We start from the raw sequence: 20135 nt of genomic DNA on the forward strand, positions 1-20135 counted from the left end.
CGATCAGGCCGGGGTGCCGGGCTGGAAGCTGAGCGCCACGCCATTCATGCAGTAGCGCAAACCGGTGGGTTTCGGCCCGTCATCGAACACGTGGCCGAGATGGCCCTGGCAGCGCGAGCAATGCACCTCGGTCCGCTCCATGCCGAGCGTCGAATCGCTGCGCTCGGCCACAGCCTGCGGCAGAGGCTGCCAGAAGCTCGGCCAGCCGGTATGGCTTTCGAATTTGGTGCGCGAGGAATAGGCCGCCTGGCCGCAGCCGGCGCAGTGATAGGTGCCGGCCTGCCAGAATTCGTCCAGCGGCGAGGAGAACGCCATCTCGGTGCCTTCCCCGCGCAGCACGTCGTATTGCGCCGGGGTGAGCTTGCGCCGCCAGTCGGCGTCCGACAGGCGATAGGCGCCGTCCGCGGCCCGCGCCAGGGCGCCGTCCTCCAGCAGCAGCGCGCCGGCGGCGAGGCCCACGCCCAGCACCGTGGCGGTTTGCAGCAGGTGGCGTCGTGTCGGCGAGACGAAGGACATGGGTGTTCCAGATCTTTGCTGTCCGCGACATGGGATCCCGGCAACGGAGAATCCAGCCACCCGAACAAAGCTTAATCTGCCGGGGGGCGCGTATCGAAGCGGCGCTGCGCCGCATCCACCTCCGGCTGGTGCTCCACCATCCAGCGATACAGCGCGCCGAACGGGACCTGCAGCGAGGCGCCGAGCGGGGTGATGGCGTATTCGACCCCCACCGGCGCCGACGGGATCACGCGCCTGGACACCATGCCGTTGCGCTCCAGGCGCCGCAGGCACTGCGTCAGCGCCTTCTGCGTGACGCCTTCCAGGCGGCGCTTGATGGCGTTGAAGCGATGCGGCCCGTCGCGCAGCACGGCCAGCACCATCATCGACCATTTATCCGCCACCTGATCGAGCAGGGCCCGGGCCGGGCAATTGGCAGAGAAACGCTTCTGGTCCTGCATGGGTCGGTATCCGCAATCCTACCTAGGCGCCGGACGGTGCGTTATTGACGCCAGGTTTCCCCGATATACCTAATCGGCGCCGAAAACCGGAGTGTTCCGTATGCGTCCGACCGATACCTTGTTTCGCCCGTTGCGGATCGGTTCCCTTGCCCTCGACAACCGCATCGTCATGGCGCCGATGACCCGGACCTTCGCGCCTGGCGGCGTGCCGACCGAGCAGATCGCCGCCTATTACCGCCGTCGTGCCGAAGGCGGCGTGGGGCTGATCCTGTCCGAAGGCACGGTGGTGGACCGGCCGCAGAGCCGCAACGAGCCGGCGATCCCGTTCTTCCATGGCGACGCGCCGCTGGCCGGATGGCAGGGGGTGATCGACGCCGTGCATGCGGCCGGCGGGCGGATGGGGCCGCAGATCTGGCACACCGGCTCCGTGCGCGGGCAGAGCGGCTGGGAGCCGGAGCTGAGTGTGGAAAGCCCGTCCGGTCTGGTGGCGCCCGGCAAGGAGCGCGGCGCGACGATGTCGGAGACCGACATTGCCGACACGGTGTCGGCCTTCGCCCGCGCCGCCGCCGACGCGAAGCGGCTCGGCTTCGACACGGTCGAGATCCATGGCGCGCATGGCTATCTGATCGACCAGTTCTTCTGGTCCGGCACCAACCGGCGCGACGACCGCTATGGCGGGGAAACGCTGCGGCAGCGCTCGCGCTTCGCGGCCGAGATCGTGTCGGCGATCCGCCGCGCGGTGGGGCCGGATTTCCCGGTGATCCTGCGCGTCAGCCAGTGGAAGCAGCAGGATTACGCGGCCCGGCTCGCCGAAACGCCCGCGCTGATGGAAGACTGGCTCGGCCCGTTGGTGGAGGCCGGAGCGGACGTGCTGCATTGCTCGCAGCGTCGCTTCTGGGAGCCGGAATTTCCGGAGATCGACGGTGAGAACGGCCTCAATTTCGCCGGCTGGGCCAAGAAGCTGACCGGCGCCACCACCATCAGCGTGGGCTCGGTCGGGCTTTCGGGCGATTTCATCTCCGCCTTCGGCGGCGAGGCCTCGACCGGGGTGGGTCTGGACCGTCTGGTGGAGCGGATGGAGCGCGACGAGTTCGACCTGATCGCGGTCGGGCGCGCGCTGCTGAGCGACGCGGACTGGGTCCGGAAGGTGCGCGACGGCCGGGAGGACGAACTGGCCGGCTTCGATCGCGCGGCGCTCGCCACCCTGAACTGACCTGTTTCAATCGTGTGGCATCCGTTTCCCGCAGGGGACGCATGCCGTGCGCCGGACGGTCCGATCTGATAGTTTGACGATCGACACGCGCCGGTCCGCTCGATCGCGCGCATTCCCGCGACCGCCGTTCCGATCCCGGGGCGGCGGTTGATCGTTTTTGGACCGTATCATGAGCTTGTTTCTCGGCCTCGCCGTGATCGCAGCCCTCGTCGCGCTCAGCGTGCTGATCTCCATGTCGGAGATCTCCTTCGCCGCCGCACGCGACTCGCGCATGCGCAACGAGGCCGAGCGCGGCGACCGTCGGGCGATCCGCTTCCTGGCCCTGCGCCGCAACAGCGGCCAGGTGATCACGGTTCTGCAGATCTGTTTGAACGCCGTGGGCGTGCTGGGCGGCATTGCCTCGGACGGCCTGGTGGGGCCGGAGATCGCGGCGCTGCTCGCCGAATGCGGCCTGTCGCCTGACCGCAGCGCGCAGCTCGGCGCGGTGCTCGGCTTCTGCCTTGTGACGTTCCTGTTCGTTCTGTTCGCCGATCTTCTGCCCAAGCGCATCGCGATGCTGGCGCCGGACCGTGTGGCGCTGGCCGTCGGCTGGTTCCCGCAGCTGGCGGTGCGTGTGCTGTTTCCGTTCGTCTGGGTGTTCTCGCGCATCGCCGATGCGCTTCTGCGCGCCCTGCGCATTCCCGTGGCGCCGACGGCAGATCATGTCACGCCGGAGGATCTGCGGGCGATGCTTGCGGCCGGCACCGCCTCCGGCGTGCTGCTGGAGCAGGAGCATCGGCTGATCCAGAACGTTCTGGGTTTGCAGGATCGCTGGATTACCTCGGCGATGACGCCGCGCGACGACATCGTCTACCTAGACATCCGCGAAAGCCTGGAGCGTCAGCGCGAGAAGGTCCGCGCCAAGCCGTATTCGCGCTATCCGCTCTGCGATGGCGGGCTCGACCGTGTGATCGGCTCCATCCGCGCCGAGGACGTTCTGGCGGTGATGGTAGGCGAGACGCCGTCGGACCCGGTCGCCGTGGAGCCGCCGCCCCAGGCCGGCGTGCCGTCGGCGCCGGGTGCGCGCGTGCTCGCCAAGATGCGACGCGACGTGCTTTCGCTGCCGGAAACGTTGAATCTCTGGCAGGCGCTGGGGGCGTTCGAGCAGCATGGCGCCGGTTTCGCCCTGATCGTCAGCGAATACGCCGTCGTGGTCGGCATCGTGACGTTCAAGGACATCATGGGCGCGCTGATGGACGGTCTGGCCAACCCGTTCGAGGAGCAGGCGATCGTGCGCCGCGACGAGAACAGCTGGCTGGTGGACGGAATCGCCGATCTGGGCGACGTGGCCCGCGCTTTGGGGCTGGGCAATGGCGAGATCGGGCTCGGCGCGATGGGCGCGCAGACCGGCGCCTACGAGACCATCGGCGGCTTCGTGATGCACAAGATGCGACGCGTGGCACGCAAGGCCGACCGCATCGAGGCAGGCGGCTTCACCTTCGAGGTGGTGGATGTGGACGGGTTCCGGATCAACCAGTTGCTGGTGACGCGGAAAGGGTGACCGGGACCGCTTCCCGGACGGCAGAACGTTCCGCGCAAAGGCCCATAAAGAGCGCGCCCGTTTGACGGTTTCGTGAAGGATTTTCGGTCGTGCCAAGACGGTCCGGACAGAACGCCCCTGCCACGCATAGAAGATTTTCCGAAACACCCTCCACGATAGGAGGCGGCGATCGGGTCGATAGGAGCGGCCGATTATCCTGCTTCCGCCGTCGCGGCTAGGGTCCGGGCACTGGCTCGCCTAAGGTCGCGGGAAGCGGGACGAACCCGCTCCCCGGCCTGAAACACGGGCACGGACCGTAAACGGAGGAAACCATGGACGGAGACAATGTCGGCAAGTGCCCGGTGGTGCACGGCGCCGCGACCGGCAATTCGGCCAAGACCTCGGCCGCCTGGCCGCGCTCCAACCAGGAATGGTGGCCGAACGCCCTCAACCTGAAGATCCTTCACCAGCATTCGGTGCAGGCCAACCCGCTGAAGGCGGAGTTCGACTACGCCGCCGAGTTCAAGACGCTCGACCTCGCCGCCGTGAAGGCGGACATCTTCGCGCTGATGAAGACCTCGCAGGACTGGTGGCCGGCGGATTACGGCCATTACGGCCCGCTCTTCATCCGCATGGCCTGGCACAGCGCCGGCACCTATCGCGTCGGCGACGGGCGCGGTGGCGCCGGCTCCGGCACGCAGCGTTTCGCGCCGCTGAACTCCTGGCCCGACAACGCCAATCTCGACAAGGCGCGCCTGCTGCTCTGGCCGATCAAGCAGAAATACGGCCGCAAGCTGAGCTGGGCCGATCTGATGGTGCTGACCGGCACCTGCGCGCTCGAATCCATGGGTCTGAAGACGTTCGGCTTCGCCGGCGGCCGCGCCGATGTGTGGGAGCCGGAAGAGGACATCAACTGGGGTCCCGAGGACACCTGGCTCGGCGACACACGCTACAGCGGCGACCGCGAGCTGCAGGACTATCTCGGCGCTGTGCAGATGGGGCTGATCTACGTGAACCCGGAAGGCCCGAACGGCCAGCCGGACCCGATGCGCTCGGCCCGCGACATCCGCGAGACCTTCGCCCGCATGGCGATGAACGACGAGGAAACCGTCGCCCTGATCGCCGGCGGCCACACCTTCGGCAAGGGCCATGGCGCGGCCAGCGCCGAGGAGTTCGTGGGCCCCGAGCCGGAAGCCGCCTCCATCGAGCAGATGGGCCTCGGCTGGAAGAACCGCTTCGGCACCGGCAAGGGCAAGGACGCGATCTCGTCCGGGCTCGAAGGCGCCTGGACCAGCGAGCCGACCCGGTGGGACAGCGGCTATTTCGACAATCTGTTCGGCTTCGAGTGGGAGCTGAAGAAGGGTCCCGGCGGCGGCTGGCAGTGGTTCCCGAAGGACGGCGCCGCGTCCGACATGGTTCCCGACGCGCACGATCCGGCCAAGCGCCACGCGCCGCAGATGTACACCTCCGACATGGCGCTGATCACCGACCCGGCCTATCTCGAGATCTCCAGGCGCTTCCACGCCGATCACGAGGCGTTCGCCGACGCCTTCGCCCGCGCCTGGTTCAAGCTGACCCATCGCGACATGGGGCCGGTCGCCCGCTATCTCGGCCCGGACGTTCCCGCCGAGCAGCTGCTCTGGCAGGACCCGGTCCCGGCGGTCGATCATCCGCTGATCGACGAGGCCGATCAGGCTGCGCTGAAGGAGAAGGTGCTGAACAGCGGCCTGACCGTGGCCCAGCTCGTGTCCACCGCCTGGAAGTCGGCCTCGACCTTCCGCGGCACGGACAAGCGCGGCGGCGCCAACGGGGCGCGCCTCCGTCTTGCGCCGCAGAAGGACTGGGCAGTCAACGAGCCGGCCGAGCTGGCCACGGTTCTCGGCACGCTGGAAGCGATCCAGGCCGAGTTCAACGCGGCCCAGACCGGCGGCAAGCAGGTGTCGCTCGCCGATCTGATCGTGCTGGCCGGCTCGGCTGCCGTGGAGAAGGCGGCGAAGGATGGCGGCCATGACGTGAGCGTCCGCTTCGTGCCCGGCCGCACCGACGCGACCCAGGAGCAGACCGACGTCCACTCCTTCGCCGTGCTCGAGCCGAGGATGGACGGGTTCCGCAACTACGTCGGCCACGCCCGCGGCAAGACCGAGGAGGTACACCTCGTCGATCGCGCCCATCTGCTGACGCTGACCGGTCCGGAAATGACCGTCCTGCTCGGCGGATTGCGCGTGCTCGGCGCCAATCATGGCGGCAGCAAGCTGGGCGTGTTCACCGACCGCCCCGGCGTGCTGAGCAACGATTTCTTCCGCAACCTGCTCGACATGAGCACCACCTGGGCCGCCGTTCCGGGCACGGACGACGAACGCTTCGAGGGCCGCGACCGTCGCACCGGCGATCTGCGCTGGACCGCCAGCCGGTCCGACCTGATCTTCGGTTCGAACTCGATCCTGCGCGGCATTTCCGAAGTGTTCGGCTGCACCGACTCCGAAGCGGCCTTCGTCGCCGATTTCGTGGCCGTGTGGACCAAGGTGATGAACCTCGACCGCTACGACGTGTCGACCAACCCGGCGGCGCTGTTCGCCAAGGGCTGATCGGGCGTCAGGATTCGGTTTGAGGGGGCGGCGTGCCGGGAACGGTGCGCCGCCTTGCGGAAGGGAGCTGCCATACGTGCTCCGGCTTGAGGTGTCCGCATCCCGAGGATGAATCACCTTTTCGCCCAACAGCAGAGTCCATGAACCCGAGTTCCAAAAGGGCTTTGACAAGAATGGATAACCTGTAGATGGCCCGCTTATGCCGTCGCAGGGCAGTCTGCCATCGTCATATCCAGGACCAAACTACTGACGATGAGACAACATCGGCCGATAAGTAGTGAATACGTCCCCGTCCTCGATGTCCGCCAGGGGTGGCATTCCGCTTACAGCCCACCAATCGGGACGACAGCAGTCGGTCGCTCGGCAGGCAAGTAAAAGGCTCGCGCACTGCCGCCTTCTATCCAGAGCTGACCTTCCGCTTCCGCCCCCCCACGGCCTGGCGCGGCCGCCAAGATGGAAGACCGCGTCTGGTGGAAAGCGATCACAGCGCCACCTCGTCGCGAGAGGCCCCAGGTTTACCGCTCCAGGTTCCGCCGCGGGAATCGTCTGCGAGTGCATCAGACGGAATGGCCGCGGTAAGGACCGACCTTCGGTGATTGTCGGATGGCAGAGCGATCGAATACCCGACTCTCCTATTTCGATGGGGCGCCGTATCGACGCAAGCTTACGCACAGAAAGGCGCTTCATGCCTCCCGTTCTCCTCATCCACGGGCTATTCGGCTCCCTAAGCGCGCCGGCCATCGTCGCCGCCTTTGGCGATGTCCGTGTCCTCGCTCCCGACCTGATCGGCTATGGCGCTTATCGCGAGGGTGCGCCCGAGGCATGGACACTTCAGGACCAGGCCGATCATGTCGCCGCGTGGCTGCGCGGACGCGTAAACGAACCGGTGAATGTGGTCGGCCACTCCGTGGGCGGTGCGGTCGGGGTCCTGTTCGCATGCCGGCATCCCGAACTCACCCTTTCGTTGACCAGCGTCGAAGGCAATTTGACGCTCAACGACGCTTTCTGGTCGCGGAAGATCGCAGATTGGTCGCTCGCCGAGATCGAGGCGGAAGTCTCCGGGTTTCGGGCCGACATCGCGGAATGGCTCGCGCGGTCTGGTGTGCCGCCTACGCCCGCCAATCTCGCCACGGCTGCCGACTGGCTCGCCAATCAGCCGGCATCCACACTTCGCGCCCAGGCCAGGGCTGTCGTCGCGGCGACGGGCGAGGCCGCCTACCTTGACGGCCTTCGCTTGGTGGCGGCATCGGGGCTGCCGATCCATCTCCTCTCCGGTGCCCGTTCCCGGGACGGCTGGAGCGTACCGGGCTGGCTGTCGGACAAGGCCGCGTCCGACAAGGTCATTCCCGGGACGGGCCATCTCATGATGCTCGAACAGACAGAACTGTTCGCCGCTGCGGTGTTGGAGAACCTTGCGGTTCGTTAAAACTTGAGAAATACAGCCAGCAGGGACAATCGCGGGAAGCCGAGCCGGACATCACGAGCTTGGCCTCGGGAAGGTGGCCATGGCGCACGACGATCCGCTTGGCGCAGGCAAGATTCATCCTGACAGTTCGGGGCAGTTTCTCAGTGCCACCCTGTACCCGACGATCGCAACCGCTGACGGCACCGACGTTCAGAAAGCCGGATCCATCCACCTTGATATTCACCGCAACCGCTTCATCGCCCGATCCGTGAACTGTCAATCGCATACGCGCGGCAGTTCGAAATCTTACAGAACTGACCCGGTTTTTCCCGAATTTCGATCCTGATTGGGGAAAAACTGGACATGCTGACGACGACAGCGAGAGTCCGCTTGTAGGTCAATGCCAGCCGAATGCGACACGGACGGCGGAGGCCGCTTACCCTGCCCTTTGCAGAAGCGGACAGCCAGGTTCATGCCCGCACAGGACAAGGCCAACAAAGCCCCCCCCCTCTCACATCCCATCCTTCAACTCGATCCCGATCAGCCAAACGGTTCATCGGAAACGTCACAAACCCGCACAGCATCGCCCCCCTGCATCGCGAACCAGAACACGGGACTGTCCGCGTTCACCTGCGTGCCGAACAACCGCGCGAACAGGACGAAGTGCGCGAAGGCCATGAACGCGAACATGCCGGTCTGCCAGGACAGCAGCGACAAAGTATTCGCCTTGATCGCCGCGACGAGGCCGTCGCGCACGGGGAGACCCGGTTCAACGCGAGAACCGGGCGGAACAGCGGGTTCCTGGGGCGATGGTGGGGAGGCGTGATCGTCTGCGAAAGCCGCGTCCGCTTTTAGCGAAGTCTTTACCTCTTCCCGGTAGACGTGACAGTGATTGTGATCACGTCTTGAGTTCCGAGGCACTGATAAGATGAGCGATATCGGACTTGCTATCGCCCCGGCCCCACAGCGCCATATCAGGTCGACGACGCCCGAGTGGGAAAGCGAACGGCGGTTGATGCGCCGGATGCTCGACGACCTGCCTCTGGCCGTGATGACGGTCGATGTGAAGACGTTCCTCATCACCTACGTGAACGAGACCTCGCGGGCGCTGGTCCGGCGCATCGAGCATCTCCTGCCAATCAAGGCGGATTCGCTGATCGGATCGTCGATCGATCTGTTCCACCGTCATCCGGAGCACCAGCGTCGCATCCTGTCCGATCCCGCTAATCTGCCGCACAGCGTACGGATCACGCTCGGTTCGGAGGTTCTGGAACTGAAGGTGACCGCGGTCACCGCGGAGGATGGAGGCTATATCGGCCCCATGCTGACCTGGGCGATCGTCACCAAGGAGGTCGCGGCGGAACAGCGCATCCTGCAACTCGCGCATTTCGACACGTTGACGGGCCTGGCCAACCGCACGACGTTCCAGGAACATCTCCGAAGCAAGCTGATCTTTTCCAGAAGCGGGGCGAGCCTTCTTTATATCGATCTGGACGGCTTCAAACTCATCAACGACACAGGCGGTCATCTTCTGGGCGACAAGCTGCTGTGTAAGGTCGCGGATCGCATTCGCGAGGTTTGCGACGCCGACGGCTGCATCATCGGAAGACTGGGTGGAGACGAGTTCGCCGTGCTCATGCCCAACGGGAAGCTTGCGGCTGCGGAATGTCTCGCCGCCAGGCTCATCGAGGCGCTGACGGCACCCTACACGCTGGACCACGACCGGCCCGCGCAGATCGGGGCGTCGATCGGGATCGCCCTGGCGCCCTATCACGGCACCGTCAGCGATCTTCTTCTCGCCAGAGCCGACATCGCGCTCTACGCCGCGAAGAATTCCGGCAAAGGGCATTTCCGTGTCTTTTCCGGCGACATGGAAGACGAGTTCCAGGAACGCGTGCGTCTTCAGGGCAAGCTTCGGGAAGCGCTCATCAACAACGACGGGCTGTTCGTGTTCTACCAGCCGATCGTGGATGCCGAAACCGAGATCGTGACGTCCCGGGAAGCGCTGGTGCGATGGCACCATCCCAAACGCGGCTGGATCTCTCCCGCAGAGTTCATTCCGATCGCCGAACAGAGCGGGCTCATCGACCGGATCGGCACGTTCGTCCTGCAGACCGCCTGCCGGGAAGCGGCGGGCTGGGCGGACGGCGCGCGCGTCGCCGTCAACGTTTCGGCGATGCAGCTCGGCCGAAACACGATCGTCGAGACCGTTCTCTCCGCGCTGGAAAGCTCGAGCCTGCCCGCGAACAGGCTGGAGATCGAAGTCACCGAAACGGCCGTTCTGGACGAGAAGCATGGCGGCGGCAGCGATCTTCATCGGCTGCGCGACATGGGGGTGCGGATCGCGCTCGACGATTTCGGCACCGGCTATTCTTCGCTGACCCATCTGCGGGCGTTTCCGTTCGACAAGATCAAGATCGACGGCTCGTTCGTCCGGGATGCCGTCAGCAGGCCGGAATGCGCCGCCGTGGTCCGGGCCATCGCCGATCTCGGCAAACGTCTGGGCGTCAGGACCGTCGCGGAAGGCGTGGAAACCCGCGAGCATCTGCGTTGCGTGATTCAGGAAGGATGCGACGAGGTGCAGGGCTATTTCTTCGGCCGGCCGCAACCGGCCGAGCCCGATATCGAAAAGGTCGCGGCGCTCAACCACGCGCGTTGACTGCCGCGCCAGCGCTTCCGTTTCGTGTGCATCTCACGCGATCTGCACGTGGGAGGACGGCATGGACGCGATGATCCGGCGGTTCCTAGCGCGCCGGTTTCGGAACCTTCCGACGACATCGACATGATCGGGGACGGTGTCGGATCACGTTCCGGCTGTGCTTTCCGTTTGTCAGTCCGGCAAAGCGGGGAAGCCGGCTGGCCCGCATTCTCGCCACAGCGGGACGATCAGTTCGATCATGCCGCGCATCGGGACCAGCACCGCGTTCGCGGCACCGACGGCACCGCTCCGGGCGATCCCGCGCGACAGCAAGGCCGCCCCGGCCGCCTCGAACAGGTCTGTGCGGTACTCCGGCACACGATAAACGACCCAGCGCCGCTCGCCCTCGATCCGCACCGGCGACCCGTCGGGCCGCATTGGCGCGTCCGGCCATACCAGACGCTCCGCCAGATGCAGCGCCGTACAGCTCTCGAACGAGACGCCCAGCAGGAGCACGGACGCATCCATGTCCAGCAGCGCCGAAAGCGGCGAGCCGATGCCGAACGGATCGCCGAGCGGCTGCGGCGCCTCGGCAATCCGCCGCGCATGCCGCCCCCAGGCCGCGAACGAACCGGTAGGATGATCGCTGCGTTCGACGCCGGGCCAGGTGCGGAACAGTTCGGCGATCCGGCCCATGCCGCGCGTCGGCGTGCGCCTCGGATCGAACGGCGGCATGGTGCGCCGGATCTCCTCGTGCCACGCCTCGGGCACGGCGGGCGCTTCCCAGGTGGCGGGATCGCTCAGATCGCCGGATTGCGCCGGCATCGCCAGCGTGCCGTCTGCGGTCAGCACGTCGCACAACGCGCCGATCACGGCGGACGCGCCGCCGCACACCCAGCCGAGGGCGCTGAGCGCGCTGTGGACCAGCACCGTATCGCCCGCGGCAACGCCGAGCGCGCGCAGATCGGCGACGAGGCTTTCCTGCGTCCGGGGCGGCGCGTTCTCGCGGATCGTGTCCGCTTCCGGCACGGCCTCGTTCAGCTTTGGCCGAGACGCCAGCAGCACAGCCGTGCCGCGCCATGGGCGCGTTCGGCCAGCAGCGTCGCGTCCGTGGGCGTCGCCTCGTCGGCGGCGATCTCGGCCACCACCAGCGCGTCCGCGCGCACCCAGCCTTTGCGCAGCAGGGCGGCGAGCGCAGGCTCCACCAGATCGCCGTTATAGGGCGGGTCGAGAAACACCAGCCCGGCCTCGTCCCAGCCGGCTTTCGGCAGCGGGGGCCTGGTCGCGTCGGCGGCCACCACCAGGGTACGCGCCTCCATGCCGCACGCCGCGATGTTGGCCTTGGTGCAGGCCAGCGCATGACGATCGCGATCCACGAACACCGCGCGGGGGGCGCCGCGCGACAGTGCCTCGAGCCCGAGCGCACCCGTGCCGGAGAACGCGTCCAGCACCGTACCGTCCAGCGCATCCCCGACCCAGGACGCATGCGCCAGCATGTCGAACAAGGCCTGCCGCACACGGTCGGCGGTGGGGCGCGTTGTGGCTCTCGTGGGCGCGATCAGCCCGCGCCCGCGCAACGTTCCGGCGACGATCCGCATCGGCTAGCTCTTCGGCAGCTGCTCGCGCAGCACCTTGCCCGGCACTTCCTGCAACTCGGAGCGCTCCAGCCCGGACAGCTGGAACGGGCCGTAGGAGATGCGGATCAGGCGCGACACGTGGAAGCCGAGGCTCATCATCACGCGCCGGATCTCGCGGTTGCGGCCTTCGCGCAACGCCACCGTGATCCAGGCATTGTCGCCCTTCTGGCTGTCGAGCCCCGCCTCGATCGGGCCGTATTTGATGCCCTCCACCACGGGTCCGCGCGCCAACTCGGCGAGCTGGCGCTCGTTCACCGTGCCGAACACGCGCACGCGGTAGCGGCGGATCCAGCCATTGGCCGGCAGTTCGAGCTGACGGGCCAGCGCGCCGTCATTGGTCAGCAGCAGCAGGCCCTCGCTGTTCAGGTCGAGCCGGCCCACCGACACCACGCGCGGCAGGCCCGGCGGTAGGGCCGCGAACACGGTGGGGCGGCCTTCCGGGTCCTTGTGCGTCGTCACCAGCCCGTCCGGCTTGTGGTAGAGCCACAGACGGGTGCGGTCCGGCTGGTCCACCAGCTTGCCGCCGACCTGCACCGTGTCGCCCGTCTGTACGAAGGTGGCCGGATGCGTCACCGCCTGGTTGTTCAAACGGACCTTGCCGTCCTCCACCAGCTTTTCCGCGTCGCGCCGGGAGGCGACGCCGGCGCGGGCCAGCCATTTGGCGATGCGCTCGCCGCGCTCGCTGTTCTGGTCGCTGTTCTCCGGGGTGCTCATACGCGTGCGGCCTCGACCAGGGCGGCGAACAAGCGGCGGTCGCCGCCGTCGATGGTGAATTCCGGGTGCCATTGCACGCCGATGCAGAACGGGCGCGACGGATCCTCGATCCCTTCGATCACCCCGTCCGGCGCCGTGGCGTTGACCACGCCGCGCCCCGGATCGCGCACCGCCTGATGGTGCGAACTGTTCACCTGCATGCGGTCGCTGCCGACGATGCGGAACAGGAGCGAGTCCGGCCGGATGATGGCGGCGTGGCTGGCTTCGTCGCGCGGGTTGGGCTGCTCGTGCGGCAGGGCGTGCGGGACGCTGTCGGGGATATGCTGGATCAGCGTGCCGCCCAGCGCCACGGCGAGAAGCTGCTGGCCGCCGCAGATGCCCAGGATCGGCATGCCGCGCTCCATGGCGCCGCGGATCAGCGCCAGCTCGGTGGCAGTGCGGCCCTGCTTCAGCGTGACGGTGTCGTGCGTGGTGTCGTCGCCATAGAGCGCCGGATCGACGTCGAACGCGCCGCCGGTCACCACCAGCGCGTCGATCGCGTCCAGCATGTCGGGCGCCAGGGCCGCCTCGTGCGGCAGGGCCACGGGCACGCCGCCGGCCTCGGCCAGCGCGGACATGTAGTTCTGGCGCAACGCATACCAGGGGTAGAGGGAGTAGGCGCTCCCCTTCGGGCCGCCCTCCTCGCTGTCCAGGGTCACGCCGATCACGGGACGGGTTCGCTTCATCGGCCCTGGTTAGAGCAATATGCGCCCGGTTGGAACGAGGACCATGGACCGAAACAGCGACGCGCCGATGCAACGGGCGCTGGATCAGGCGCGTCTGGCGGCGGCGCGCGGCGAGGTGCCGGTGGGCGCGGTGGTGCTGGGACCGGATGGCGCGGTTCTGGCGGAGGCCGGCAACCGTGTGGAAGCCGATCGCGACGCGTCCGCCCATGCCGAACTGCTTGCGATGCGCGCGGCCGCACGCCGGCTCGGCAATCCGCGCCTTCTCGGCTGCACCCTGGTGGTCACGCTGGAGCCCTGCCCGATGTGCGCGGCGGCGATCAGCCATTTCCGGGTGGGGCGGGTGGTGTTCGGCGCCTACGACCCCAAGGGCGGCGGGGTGGAGCACGGACCGCGCGTGTTCGCGCAGCCGACCTGCCTGCACCGGCCGGAAACCGTGGGCGGGGTGCGGGAGCGGGAGGCCGCCGCCTTGTTGCGCGGCTTCTTCGCGGCGTTGCGCGGGTGAACCGAACCGCATGACGCAGGTTTCATCGTGATGTGAGGCGGGGTTGCGACGGCGAACCCTATCCTCCACCCATCGAGATCGAACGTCGCACCCGTCCCGGGATCGCGGCGAAGCTTGGGAACGCCATGACCGACCACACCTCCACCACGATACCCCGCCGCCGCATCCATGCCGGCGTCCTGGCCGCGTCGCTCGCCTGCGGCACGGCGCTGGGCGGCTTCGCTTTGGGGTCCAGCCCCGCCGTGGCCCAGAACGCGATCCAGCCCAGCGGCATGAAGGAAAAGCTGCCGGACTTCGTGGATCTGGTGAAGCAGGTGCGCCCGGCGGTGGTGTCCATCACCTCCATGATCAAGGATGACGGCTCCGACGATGAGGGCGGCGGCAATGGCGGCGGCGGCATGAACGGCGGCGGCCAGCAGATGCCGTTCCCGTTCCCCTTCCCGTTCCAGATGCAGCCGCAGAACCGCGGCAGCCGCACCATCGAGGCGCGCGGCTCGGGCTTCATCATCTCGCCGGATGGCTACATCGTCACCAACAATCACGTGGTGAAGCACGCGACCTCGGTGACGGTGACGCTGGATGACGGCACCACGCTGAAGGCCAAGGTGGTCGGCCACGATGCCGGCACCGATCTGGCGCTGTTGAAGGTGAAGCCGTCCTCCAAGCTGAACTTCATCGATCTCGGCGAAAGCGACGACGTGCAGCCCGGCCAGTGGGTGATCGCGGTCGGAAATCCGTTCGGCCTCGGCGGCTCGGTGACGGCCGGCATCGTGTCGGCACGCGGTCGCGACATCGGCGACGGGCCGTACGACAGCTTCATCCAGGTCGATGCGCCGATCAATCGCGGCAATTCCGGCGGCCCGCTGATCACCCAGGACGGCAAGGTGGTCGGCGTGAACACCGCCATCCTGTCGCCGACCGGCGGCTCGGTCGGCATCGGCTTCGCCATCCCGTCCGACGTGGTGAAGAACGTGGTGGCCCAGCTCGAGAAGACCGGCCACGTCACCCGCGGCTATCTCGGCGTCTCGGCGCAGGAGATCTCGCCCGGCATGGCCAAGGCGCTGAACCTGCCCAGCACCAACGGCGCCCCCGCATCCGGCGCGCTCGTGGCCAGCGTGCAGAACGACAGCCCGGCGGAAAAGGCCGGCATCAAGGCCGGCGACGTGATCACCTCCTTCAACAACCAGAAGGTGAGCAACCCGCGCGATCTGGCGATCAAGGTGTCCGGCGTGGCGCCCGGCACCAAGGCGCAGGTGACGTGGCTGCGCAACGGCAGCAGCCAGAACGCCACCGTGACGGTGGCCAACCTCGCCAAGCATGGCGGCGATTCGTCGTCGGGCAACGGTGGCGGTGGTGGCAATAACGGCTCGCTGGGCGTGAGCCTGTCGCCGCTCACCCCGGATCTGCGCCAGCAGCTCGGCATCGACGACGGCATCAAGGGCGTGGTGATCCGCGACGTGCGCCAGGGCTCCGCGGCCGATCAGGCGGGCCTGAGCGCCGGCGACGTGATCGTGGCGGTCGGAAACCGCACCGTCTCCACCCCCAAGGAAGCCGTGGATGCGGTGCACGCGGCGCTGCATGGCGGCGGCACCGTGGCCCTGCGCGTGCTGCATCAGGGGCAGATGTTGTTCGTGGCGGTCACGCCGGGCGACAACAGCGCCACGCCGGATAACGGCGATTCCGACAACGGCGACAATGGCGGCGGAAACGGAAACGACGGCGGAAACAACGGCGGCGACACCACGCCCGGCTGATCCGGAGGCGATGGCCCGGCTTTCCCAAGCCGGGCCGTTCGCGTTCTAGGGTTTCGACCCGAAAACCGCCTCCAGCGCGGCGACGGTGTTCCTCACCTGCTCCTTCGTGCCCACGCTGATCCGGATCCATTGATCGAGCGGCGGGAAGGCCCGGGCGACGATGATCCCGTGCCGGGCCAGGGCCTCGCGCGCCCCGTCCGCCGGGAGCGGGCTGCGGAAGAATACGAAATCGGCCTGCGAGGCCGTGTGTTGCAGATGCAGCCGGTCAAGCGCCGCCGTCAGCGTGGCCCGCCCCGCCGCGATGCGGCGTCGAATCTCGGCCACGCGACCCTGATCGGCCAATGCCGCCCGCGCCGCCGCGATCTCCAGCCGGCCCAACTCGTGCGCATCGCCGAAACCGGCGGCCCGGAGCGACGTCGCCAGCTGTTTCGGCGCCAGCAGGTAGCCGACCGGCAGCGCCGCGAGGCCGTAGATCTTGTCCAGCGTGCGGAACACGGCGACGTTCAGCCCTTCGGCGACAAGAGGCGCCACGGTCGCCGCCCCGCTGGCATATTCGAGATAGGCCTCATCCACCACCACCAGGGTCCGGCGCGATACCCGGCGCAGAAACGCTTCGAACGCCGCCGGATCGCTCACCGTGCCGGTCGGGTTATGCGGGTTGATGAGATAGAGCACCTTGGCGCCGGCGGCGGCGCGTTCCAGGGCCGGAAGATCGTTGCCGAGCGAGCGGGGATCGAGCGGCACGCCGATCACCTCCCCGCCCAACGGCCGCGCCGCATCCACCAGCGCGGTGTATCCCGGCACCGAATACACGAACCGCCCGCCGGCAGGCGCCTGCGCGGCCAGAAACAGCCCGAGCACGGTCAGGATCTCGCCCAGCACGATCTGGTCCGTCGGCACGGATTCGAGACGGGAAATCTCGGCCACCAGCGCATCCGCCGCGCTCGAGTCGCCATAGCGCGACAGGTCGCCGAGCTGATTCTCCAGAACGGCGCGCACGGACGGGGCGGGCCCGTACGGGTTCTCGTTCAGGGACAGGCGTGCCGACGGCGCCGCGGCGGCGCGGGACAGGGTGGCGGCCAGACCGAACAGGGCGCCGCCGCCCAGCAGGGACCGTCGTGGGAGAAACATGGCTGCGTCCTTTCCGCTCAGAACTGCACGGTCATCCGGCCGTAATAGAACCCGCCATCGATGCCGATCTGACTGCCGCCGCCGTCATACGGCACCGAACCGTAATAGCCGTTCTCCGGCGGAATGCGGCTCGGATGCGCGTCGAACAGGTTGTTGGCGCCCAATGCCACACGGAGACGCTGCAACGGCTTGAAGCCGATCTCCAGATTGGTGATCCAACGCGGCCGGTTCACGAAGGGCTGGAAGCGCGTGGTGGAATAGGCATCCGGCCCCTCGAAGAAGGTGAGCGCATCCTTCGTTTCGCCGAAGCGCTGCTCGTGCAGGATCAGGTCCCAGCGCTCGGTGAACCAGCGTCCGCCGATGGTGAAACGGTTCCGGGGCGTGCTGGTGGTGAGATAGGCGATGTTCTGCGCCGACAGGTCGCTGTCTCCGTTCGCCGTCGTGTTGGCATGGGTGATGCGGGACACGTTGGCGTTCACGGCGGCGTCCCAGTCGATCGTTCCCCAATCCCGCGCCGCCTGCCCTGCGCCGTGCCGTCCCAGCACCGTCCTGTAGCGCAGCGTGGCGTCGATCCCGCGCGTCCGCGTGCTGGCGGCGTTGGCGAAGAACGAGGCGGACACGTCGTCCGGGGCCAGGGTCGGCGAGACAGCGATCCCCTGGACCTGCAACGCCTGCAGCGCCAGCGGCCCCGACACGCCGGCACCGCTGACGATGCGGTCGCGTATGTCGATCTGGTAGGCGTCCAGGGTCAGGAACAGCGCCTCGGCCGGATGCAGCACGATGCCCGCGGTGAGGTTGGTGGAGCGTTCGGGCTTCAGCGGCGAAGCGCCAAGCAGGGCGGCGGCGGCGGAGTTCGCCGCCAGCGTCCCGCTGGCGCTGTCCGGTCCGACGGCGAGCGCGCTGTAGTATTCGTTGGCCAGGGACGGCGCGCGGGTGCCGTTCCCGAGCGTGCCGCGCAGGGCGATCGCAGGCGAGATCTCGTAGCGCGTGGAGATCTTGCCGGTGAAGGTGTTGCCGAAATCGGTGTAGTGCTCGAACCGGCCGGCGAGATCGACCTGCCAGTTCCGCGTGATCCGCGTGCCGATATCGCCGTAGCTCGCATACACGACCCGGCTGTGCGGCCCGGCATCTTCCGGCCGCAGACCCGCCTGCGCCTGGCTGCCGCCGAACAGATAGGAGGCCGGGCTGCCGGCTCCGGTGCCGTAGGTCTCGAAGCGATGCTCGGCCCCGAAGGCGAGCGTCAGCGGATAGCGCCACACCGGCAGAGAAACGCTGCGGCGCAGATCGAGATCGTTGGTGAGCTGCGTCGTCGAGGCATTGAACAGATGGATGCCGGTCGGGGTGGCGCCGGTCGCCTCGTACAGGGCGATGTTGGCGCTGTTGCGCAGGTTCACGTCCAGGAAATCGCCGCCATAGGTGGAGGAGACGTCCCAGCTCCAGCCGAACAGGTCCGTGCCCTTGGCGCCCAGCGTGGTGGAGAAATCGTTCTCGAAATCGGTCTGGTGCGGCGAGAAGCCGCCGGGATAAAGCGCAGGCAGCCGGCTCGGCAGCCGATACACCTGGGTCACGTCGGTGAAGCGATAGGCGTAGCTGGCATTGGCGTAGAGCTGCGCGCCGGAACGAAGCCCGATCCCCGCATTGGCGCCGAGATCGTAGCGCGTGCTTTCCGGGTCGCCGAGGATCTCGGTGACGCGCGTGCCGGTGCGGTCGTCGGCCTCGTTGCGCACGGTGTGGTCCTGATGGCGGTAATCGAAAGCGAGATCGAGAAAGCCGTCGGCACCGAGCCGACCGGCGCCCTGGGCGCTCGCCTGGGCGACGAACCCGTCCCCCGCTTCCGTCTGGCCGATCTCGCCGGACGCGACCCCGCCATGGTCGGCCTTCTTGAGGATGACGTTGACCACGCCCGCGATGGCATCGGCGCCGTACTGCGCCGCGGCACCGTCGCGAAGCACCTCGACATGGTCGATCAGCGCCGGCGGGATCAGATCCAGATCCACCGGCGTCGCGCCGTCGGCGAAGCCGTCGATGAACAGGAACGAGGATTGGTGGCGCCGCTTGCCGTCGACCAGCACCAGGGTCTGATTCGGGTTGAGTCCGCGCAGGCTGATGAAGTCGGTCGGCGCGCCGTCGAAGATGCCGACCGCGGGCGTGGTGACGGACGGCAGGAGCTGCACCAGCGCGGCGGTCGGGTTGGTCTGGCCGGTATCGGCGATGTCGCGCGCCGTGACGACGTCGATCGGCGACAGGCTCTGCCGCGCCGTGCGTCGCGTGTCCCGCGTGCCGGTGACGATCAACGTTTCCGCGGACGAGCCCGGAGCCTGGGACGGCGGGACCGGCGCCTGCTGAGCCTGGGCGACGGCCGACGCCATCGAACCGGCCAGGAGAGTCGAGATGAACCGGACGAACGGGCGCATGGCGGCAATCCTGTGCGCAATGGGGTCATTCCCGTTGTGTCACAAAATTACCCTACGTCAATATGGTTTTACATATATCAACTAAGTTGTATCGTTGTTTAGGTTCATCCCAGCATCTTGATCCCGACCACCACCAGGATCACCGCCAGGATCGGACGCAGCACGCGCTCGGACACGCGCGAACCGAGCAGGCTGCCGATCACCACGCCCGGGATCGAGCCGGAGATGAGGCTGACATAGAGCGGCCAGTCCATGGAGCCGATCCACCAATGTCCGAGCCCGGCGATCAGGGTCAGCGGCACGGCGTGGGCGATGTCCGACCCCACCACGCGGGCGGTGGACAGCTTCGGATACAGGATGATGAGCGCGGTGACGCCGATGGCGCCGGCGCCCACGGACGAGATGGTGACGAACACGCCGAGATAGAGGCCGAGGATCACCGTCAGGATCGCCGCCCGTTTCGGGCTGGGAACGAGGTCGCGTGCTTCGGCCCAGCGCATCAGCCGGTCACGCAGAAGTAGGCTAAGGGCTGTCAGCAGCAACGCCCCGCCGAGCACCACCGTCAGCAAATGGCTGGTGACGTGGCTCAGCGGCCCCAGCTCGGACAAGGCCCACAAGGTCGCCAGCGTGCCCGGAACGGAGCCGGCCGCCAGGGTCGCCACCACGCGCCATTCCACCGTGCCGAACAACCCGTGCACCAGCGTGCCGACCGTCTTGGTGGTGGCGGCATACAGCAGGTCGGTGCCGATGGCGGTGGCCGGATGGAAGCGAAACAGAAGCACCAGCAGCGGGGTCATGAGCGAGCCGCCGCCGACACCGGTCAGCCCGACCAGCGCGCCGATCACGAAACCCGACAAGGCATAGGCGACGGAAAGGGAGTGATGAGCCATGAACGATTCCGTTGTGAGCCCGGCCACGAAACAGGGCAGGCCGGATCCTGTC

At 67.6% G+C, this 20135-nt stretch carries 18 protein-coding genes; 8 read left to right on the top strand and 10 right to left on the bottom strand.

The window, feature by feature from the left end; all coding sequences use genetic code 11:
* Positions 1–3: 3 nt before the first annotated feature.
* Both msrB and ACZ5BM_RS06680 read right to left on the bottom strand, forming a co-directional pair.
* Positions 4–516, bottom strand: coding sequence for a peptide-methionine (R)-S-oxide reductase (gene msrB / locus ACZ5BM_RS06675; protein WP_498910816.1), 513 nt, complete (start codon positions 514–516; stop codon positions 4–6).
* A 71-nt stretch (positions 517–587) separates the two neighbouring features.
* The gene (locus tag ACZ5BM_RS06680) at positions 588–956 is read right to left on the bottom strand and encodes a winged helix-turn-helix transcriptional regulator (protein WP_498910818.1); all 369 of its coding nucleotides are present in this window, start codon (positions 954–956) and stop codon (positions 588–590) included.
* A gap of 100 nt (positions 957–1056) precedes the next feature.
* Between ACZ5BM_RS06680 and ACZ5BM_RS06685 the strand changes: the two genes are divergently transcribed.
* The 5 genes from ACZ5BM_RS06685 (at position 1057) to ACZ5BM_RS06705 (ending at position 8024) form a co-directional block, all read left to right on the top strand.
* Positions 1057–2169, top strand: coding sequence for an NADH:flavin oxidoreductase (locus ACZ5BM_RS06685; RefSeq protein ID WP_498910820.1), 1113 nt, complete (start codon positions 1057–1059; stop codon positions 2167–2169).
* A 169-nt stretch (positions 2170–2338) separates the two neighbouring features.
* Positions 2339–3709 (top strand): hemolysin family protein, encoded by a 1371-nt coding sequence (locus ACZ5BM_RS06690; protein ID WP_498910822.1) that lies wholly within the window; start codon positions 2339–2341, stop codon positions 3707–3709.
* Between the two features lie 311 nt (positions 3710–4020).
* A complete protein-coding gene (katG, locus tag ACZ5BM_RS06695) occupies positions 4021–6273 on the top strand; it encodes a catalase/peroxidase (RefSeq protein ID WP_498910824.1) in 2253 nt (750 codons plus the stop codon).
* A 685-nt stretch (positions 6274–6958) separates the two neighbouring features.
* Positions 6959–7699: an alpha/beta fold hydrolase gene (locus tag ACZ5BM_RS06700; RefSeq protein WP_498910826.1), complete on the top strand. Its 741-nt coding sequence runs from the start codon at positions 6959–6961 to the stop codon at positions 7697–7699.
* Between the two features lie 79 nt (positions 7700–7778).
* The gene (locus tag ACZ5BM_RS06705) at positions 7779–8024 is read left to right on the top strand and encodes a hypothetical protein (protein WP_498910828.1); all 246 of its coding nucleotides are present in this window, start codon (positions 7779–7781) and stop codon (positions 8022–8024) included.
* A 194-nt stretch (positions 8025–8218) separates the two neighbouring features.
* On the opposite strand, the gene ACZ5BM_RS06710 is transcribed toward ACZ5BM_RS06705, so the two are convergent.
* Positions 8219–8434, bottom strand: a complete 216-nt coding sequence (locus ACZ5BM_RS06710; RefSeq protein ID WP_498910830.1) for a DUF4396 domain-containing protein — start codon at positions 8432–8434, stop codon at positions 8219–8221.
* A 259-nt stretch (positions 8435–8693) separates the two neighbouring features.
* Here ACZ5BM_RS06710 and ACZ5BM_RS06715 point away from each other — a divergent pair, with 259 nt between their 5' ends.
* The gene (locus ACZ5BM_RS06715) at positions 8694–10337 is read left to right on the top strand and encodes a putative bifunctional diguanylate cyclase/phosphodiesterase (RefSeq protein ID WP_498910832.1); all 1644 of its coding nucleotides are present in this window, start codon (positions 8694–8696) and stop codon (positions 10335–10337) included.
* A gap of 171 nt (positions 10338–10508) precedes the next feature.
* Here ACZ5BM_RS06715 and ACZ5BM_RS06720 read toward each other — a convergent pair whose 3' ends face one another.
* From ACZ5BM_RS06720 to ACZ5BM_RS06735, 4 genes are read right to left on the bottom strand one after another with little or no spacing between them, the layout of a single operon-like run.
* Positions 10509–11381, bottom strand: coding sequence for an AAC(3) family N-acetyltransferase (locus ACZ5BM_RS06720; protein ID WP_498910834.1), 873 nt, complete (start codon positions 11379–11381; stop codon positions 10509–10511).
* Positions 11354–11914 (bottom strand): RsmD family RNA methyltransferase, encoded by a 561-nt coding sequence (gene rsmD, locus ACZ5BM_RS06725; protein ID WP_498910836.1) that lies wholly within the window; start codon positions 11912–11914, stop codon positions 11354–11356. Before rsmD ends, ACZ5BM_RS06720 begins: the two co-directional genes overlap by 28 nt.
* 3 nt (positions 11915–11917) lie before the next feature.
* Positions 11918–12667 carry a pseudouridine synthase gene (locus ACZ5BM_RS06730; RefSeq protein ID WP_498910837.1) on the bottom strand — a complete coding sequence of 250 codons (750 nt, stop codon included), beginning with the start codon at positions 12665–12667 and terminating at the stop codon, positions 11918–11920.
* Positions 12664–13392, bottom strand: coding sequence for a gamma-glutamyl-gamma-aminobutyrate hydrolase family protein (locus tag ACZ5BM_RS06735; protein WP_498910839.1), 729 nt, complete (start codon positions 13390–13392; stop codon positions 12664–12666). Before ACZ5BM_RS06735 ends, ACZ5BM_RS06730 begins: the two co-directional genes overlap by 4 nt.
* 43 nt (positions 13393–13435) lie before the next feature.
* Here ACZ5BM_RS06735 and ACZ5BM_RS06740 point away from each other — a divergent pair, with 43 nt between their 5' ends.
* A complete protein-coding gene (locus ACZ5BM_RS06740) occupies positions 13436–13894 on the top strand; it encodes a nucleoside deaminase (RefSeq protein ID WP_498910841.1) in 459 nt (152 codons plus the stop codon).
* 125 nt (positions 13895–14019) lie between these two features.
* Entirely contained in the window at positions 14020–15648 is a 1629-nt protein-coding gene (locus ACZ5BM_RS06745) for a Do family serine endopeptidase (RefSeq protein WP_498910843.1), read from the top strand.
* Between the two features lie 45 nt (positions 15649–15693).
* Here the strand turns inward: ACZ5BM_RS06745 and ACZ5BM_RS06750 are convergent, their stop codons facing one another.
* The 3 genes from ACZ5BM_RS06750 to ACZ5BM_RS06760 form a co-directional block, all read right to left on the bottom strand.
* Complete coding sequence (locus ACZ5BM_RS06750; RefSeq protein ID WP_498910844.1) at positions 15694–16779, bottom strand: pyridoxal phosphate-dependent aminotransferase; 1086 nt, start codon at positions 16777–16779, stop codon at positions 15694–15696.
* Between the two features lie 17 nt (positions 16780–16796).
* Positions 16797–19193, bottom strand: a complete 2397-nt coding sequence (locus ACZ5BM_RS06755) for a TonB-dependent receptor plug domain-containing protein (protein WP_498910846.1) — start codon at positions 19191–19193, stop codon at positions 16797–16799.
* 104 nt (positions 19194–19297) lie between these two features.
* Positions 19298–20083, bottom strand: coding sequence for a sulfite exporter TauE/SafE family protein (locus tag ACZ5BM_RS06760; protein WP_498910847.1), 786 nt, complete (start codon positions 20081–20083; stop codon positions 19298–19300).
* Positions 20084–20135 lie beyond the last annotated feature (52 nt).

This window comes from Lichenicola sp. GTC18331, assembly GCF_055386855.1.

What these genes read in the sequence shown, in the direction of transcription:
- ACZ5BM_RS06690 (WP_498910822.1), top strand. Translation starts at nt 2,339, where the DNA reads ATGAGCTTGTTTCTCGGCCTCGCCGTGATCGCAGCCCTCGTCGCGCTC.
- ACZ5BM_RS06740 (WP_498910841.1), top strand. Translation starts at nt 13,436, where the DNA reads ATGGACCGAAACAGCGACGCGCCGATGCAACGGGCGCTGGATCAGGCG.
- ACZ5BM_RS06745 (WP_498910843.1), top strand. Translation starts at nt 14,020, where the DNA reads ATGACCGACCACACCTCCACCACGATACCCCGCCGCCGCATCCATGCC.
- ACZ5BM_RS06700 (WP_498910826.1), top strand. Translation starts at nt 6,959, where the DNA reads ATGCCTCCCGTTCTCCTCATCCACGGGCTATTCGGCTCCCTAAGCGCG.
- ACZ5BM_RS06750 (WP_498910844.1), bottom strand. Translation starts at nt 16,779, where the DNA reads ATGTTTCTCCCACGACGGTCCCTGCTGGGCGGCGGCGCCCTGTTCGGT.
- ACZ5BM_RS06685 (WP_498910820.1), top strand. Translation starts at nt 1,057, where the DNA reads ATGCGTCCGACCGATACCTTGTTTCGCCCGTTGCGGATCGGTTCCCTT.
- ACZ5BM_RS06680 (WP_498910818.1), bottom strand. Translation starts at nt 956, where the DNA reads ATGCAGGACCAGAAGCGTTTCTCTGCCAATTGCCCGGCCCGGGCCCTG.
- ACZ5BM_RS06730 (WP_498910837.1), bottom strand. Translation starts at nt 12,667, where the DNA reads ATGAGCACCCCGGAGAACAGCGACCAGAACAGCGAGCGCGGCGAGCGC.
- ACZ5BM_RS06715 (WP_498910832.1), top strand. Translation starts at nt 8,694, where the DNA reads ATGCGCCGGATGCTCGACGACCTGCCTCTGGCCGTGATGACGGTCGAT.
- katG (WP_498910824.1), top strand. Translation starts at nt 4,021, where the DNA reads ATGGACGGAGACAATGTCGGCAAGTGCCCGGTGGTGCACGGCGCCGCG.
- rsmD (WP_498910836.1), bottom strand. Translation starts at nt 11,914, where the DNA reads ATGCGGATCGTCGCCGGAACGTTGCGCGGGCGCGGGCTGATCGCGCCC.
- msrB (WP_498910816.1), bottom strand. Translation starts at nt 516, where the DNA reads ATGTCCTTCGTCTCGCCGACACGACGCCACCTGCTGCAAACCGCCACG.
- ACZ5BM_RS06760 (WP_498910847.1), bottom strand. Translation starts at nt 20,083, where the DNA reads ATGGCTCATCACTCCCTTTCCGTCGCCTATGCCTTGTCGGGTTTCGTG.
- ACZ5BM_RS06705 (WP_498910828.1), top strand. Translation starts at nt 7,779, where the DNA reads ATGGCGCACGACGATCCGCTTGGCGCAGGCAAGATTCATCCTGACAGT.
- ACZ5BM_RS06735 (WP_498910839.1), bottom strand. Translation starts at nt 13,392, where the DNA reads ATGAAGCGAACCCGTCCCGTGATCGGCGTGACCCTGGACAGCGAGGAG.
- ACZ5BM_RS06755 (WP_498910846.1), bottom strand. Translation starts at nt 19,193, where the DNA reads ATGCGCCCGTTCGTCCGGTTCATCTCGACTCTCCTGGCCGGTTCGATG.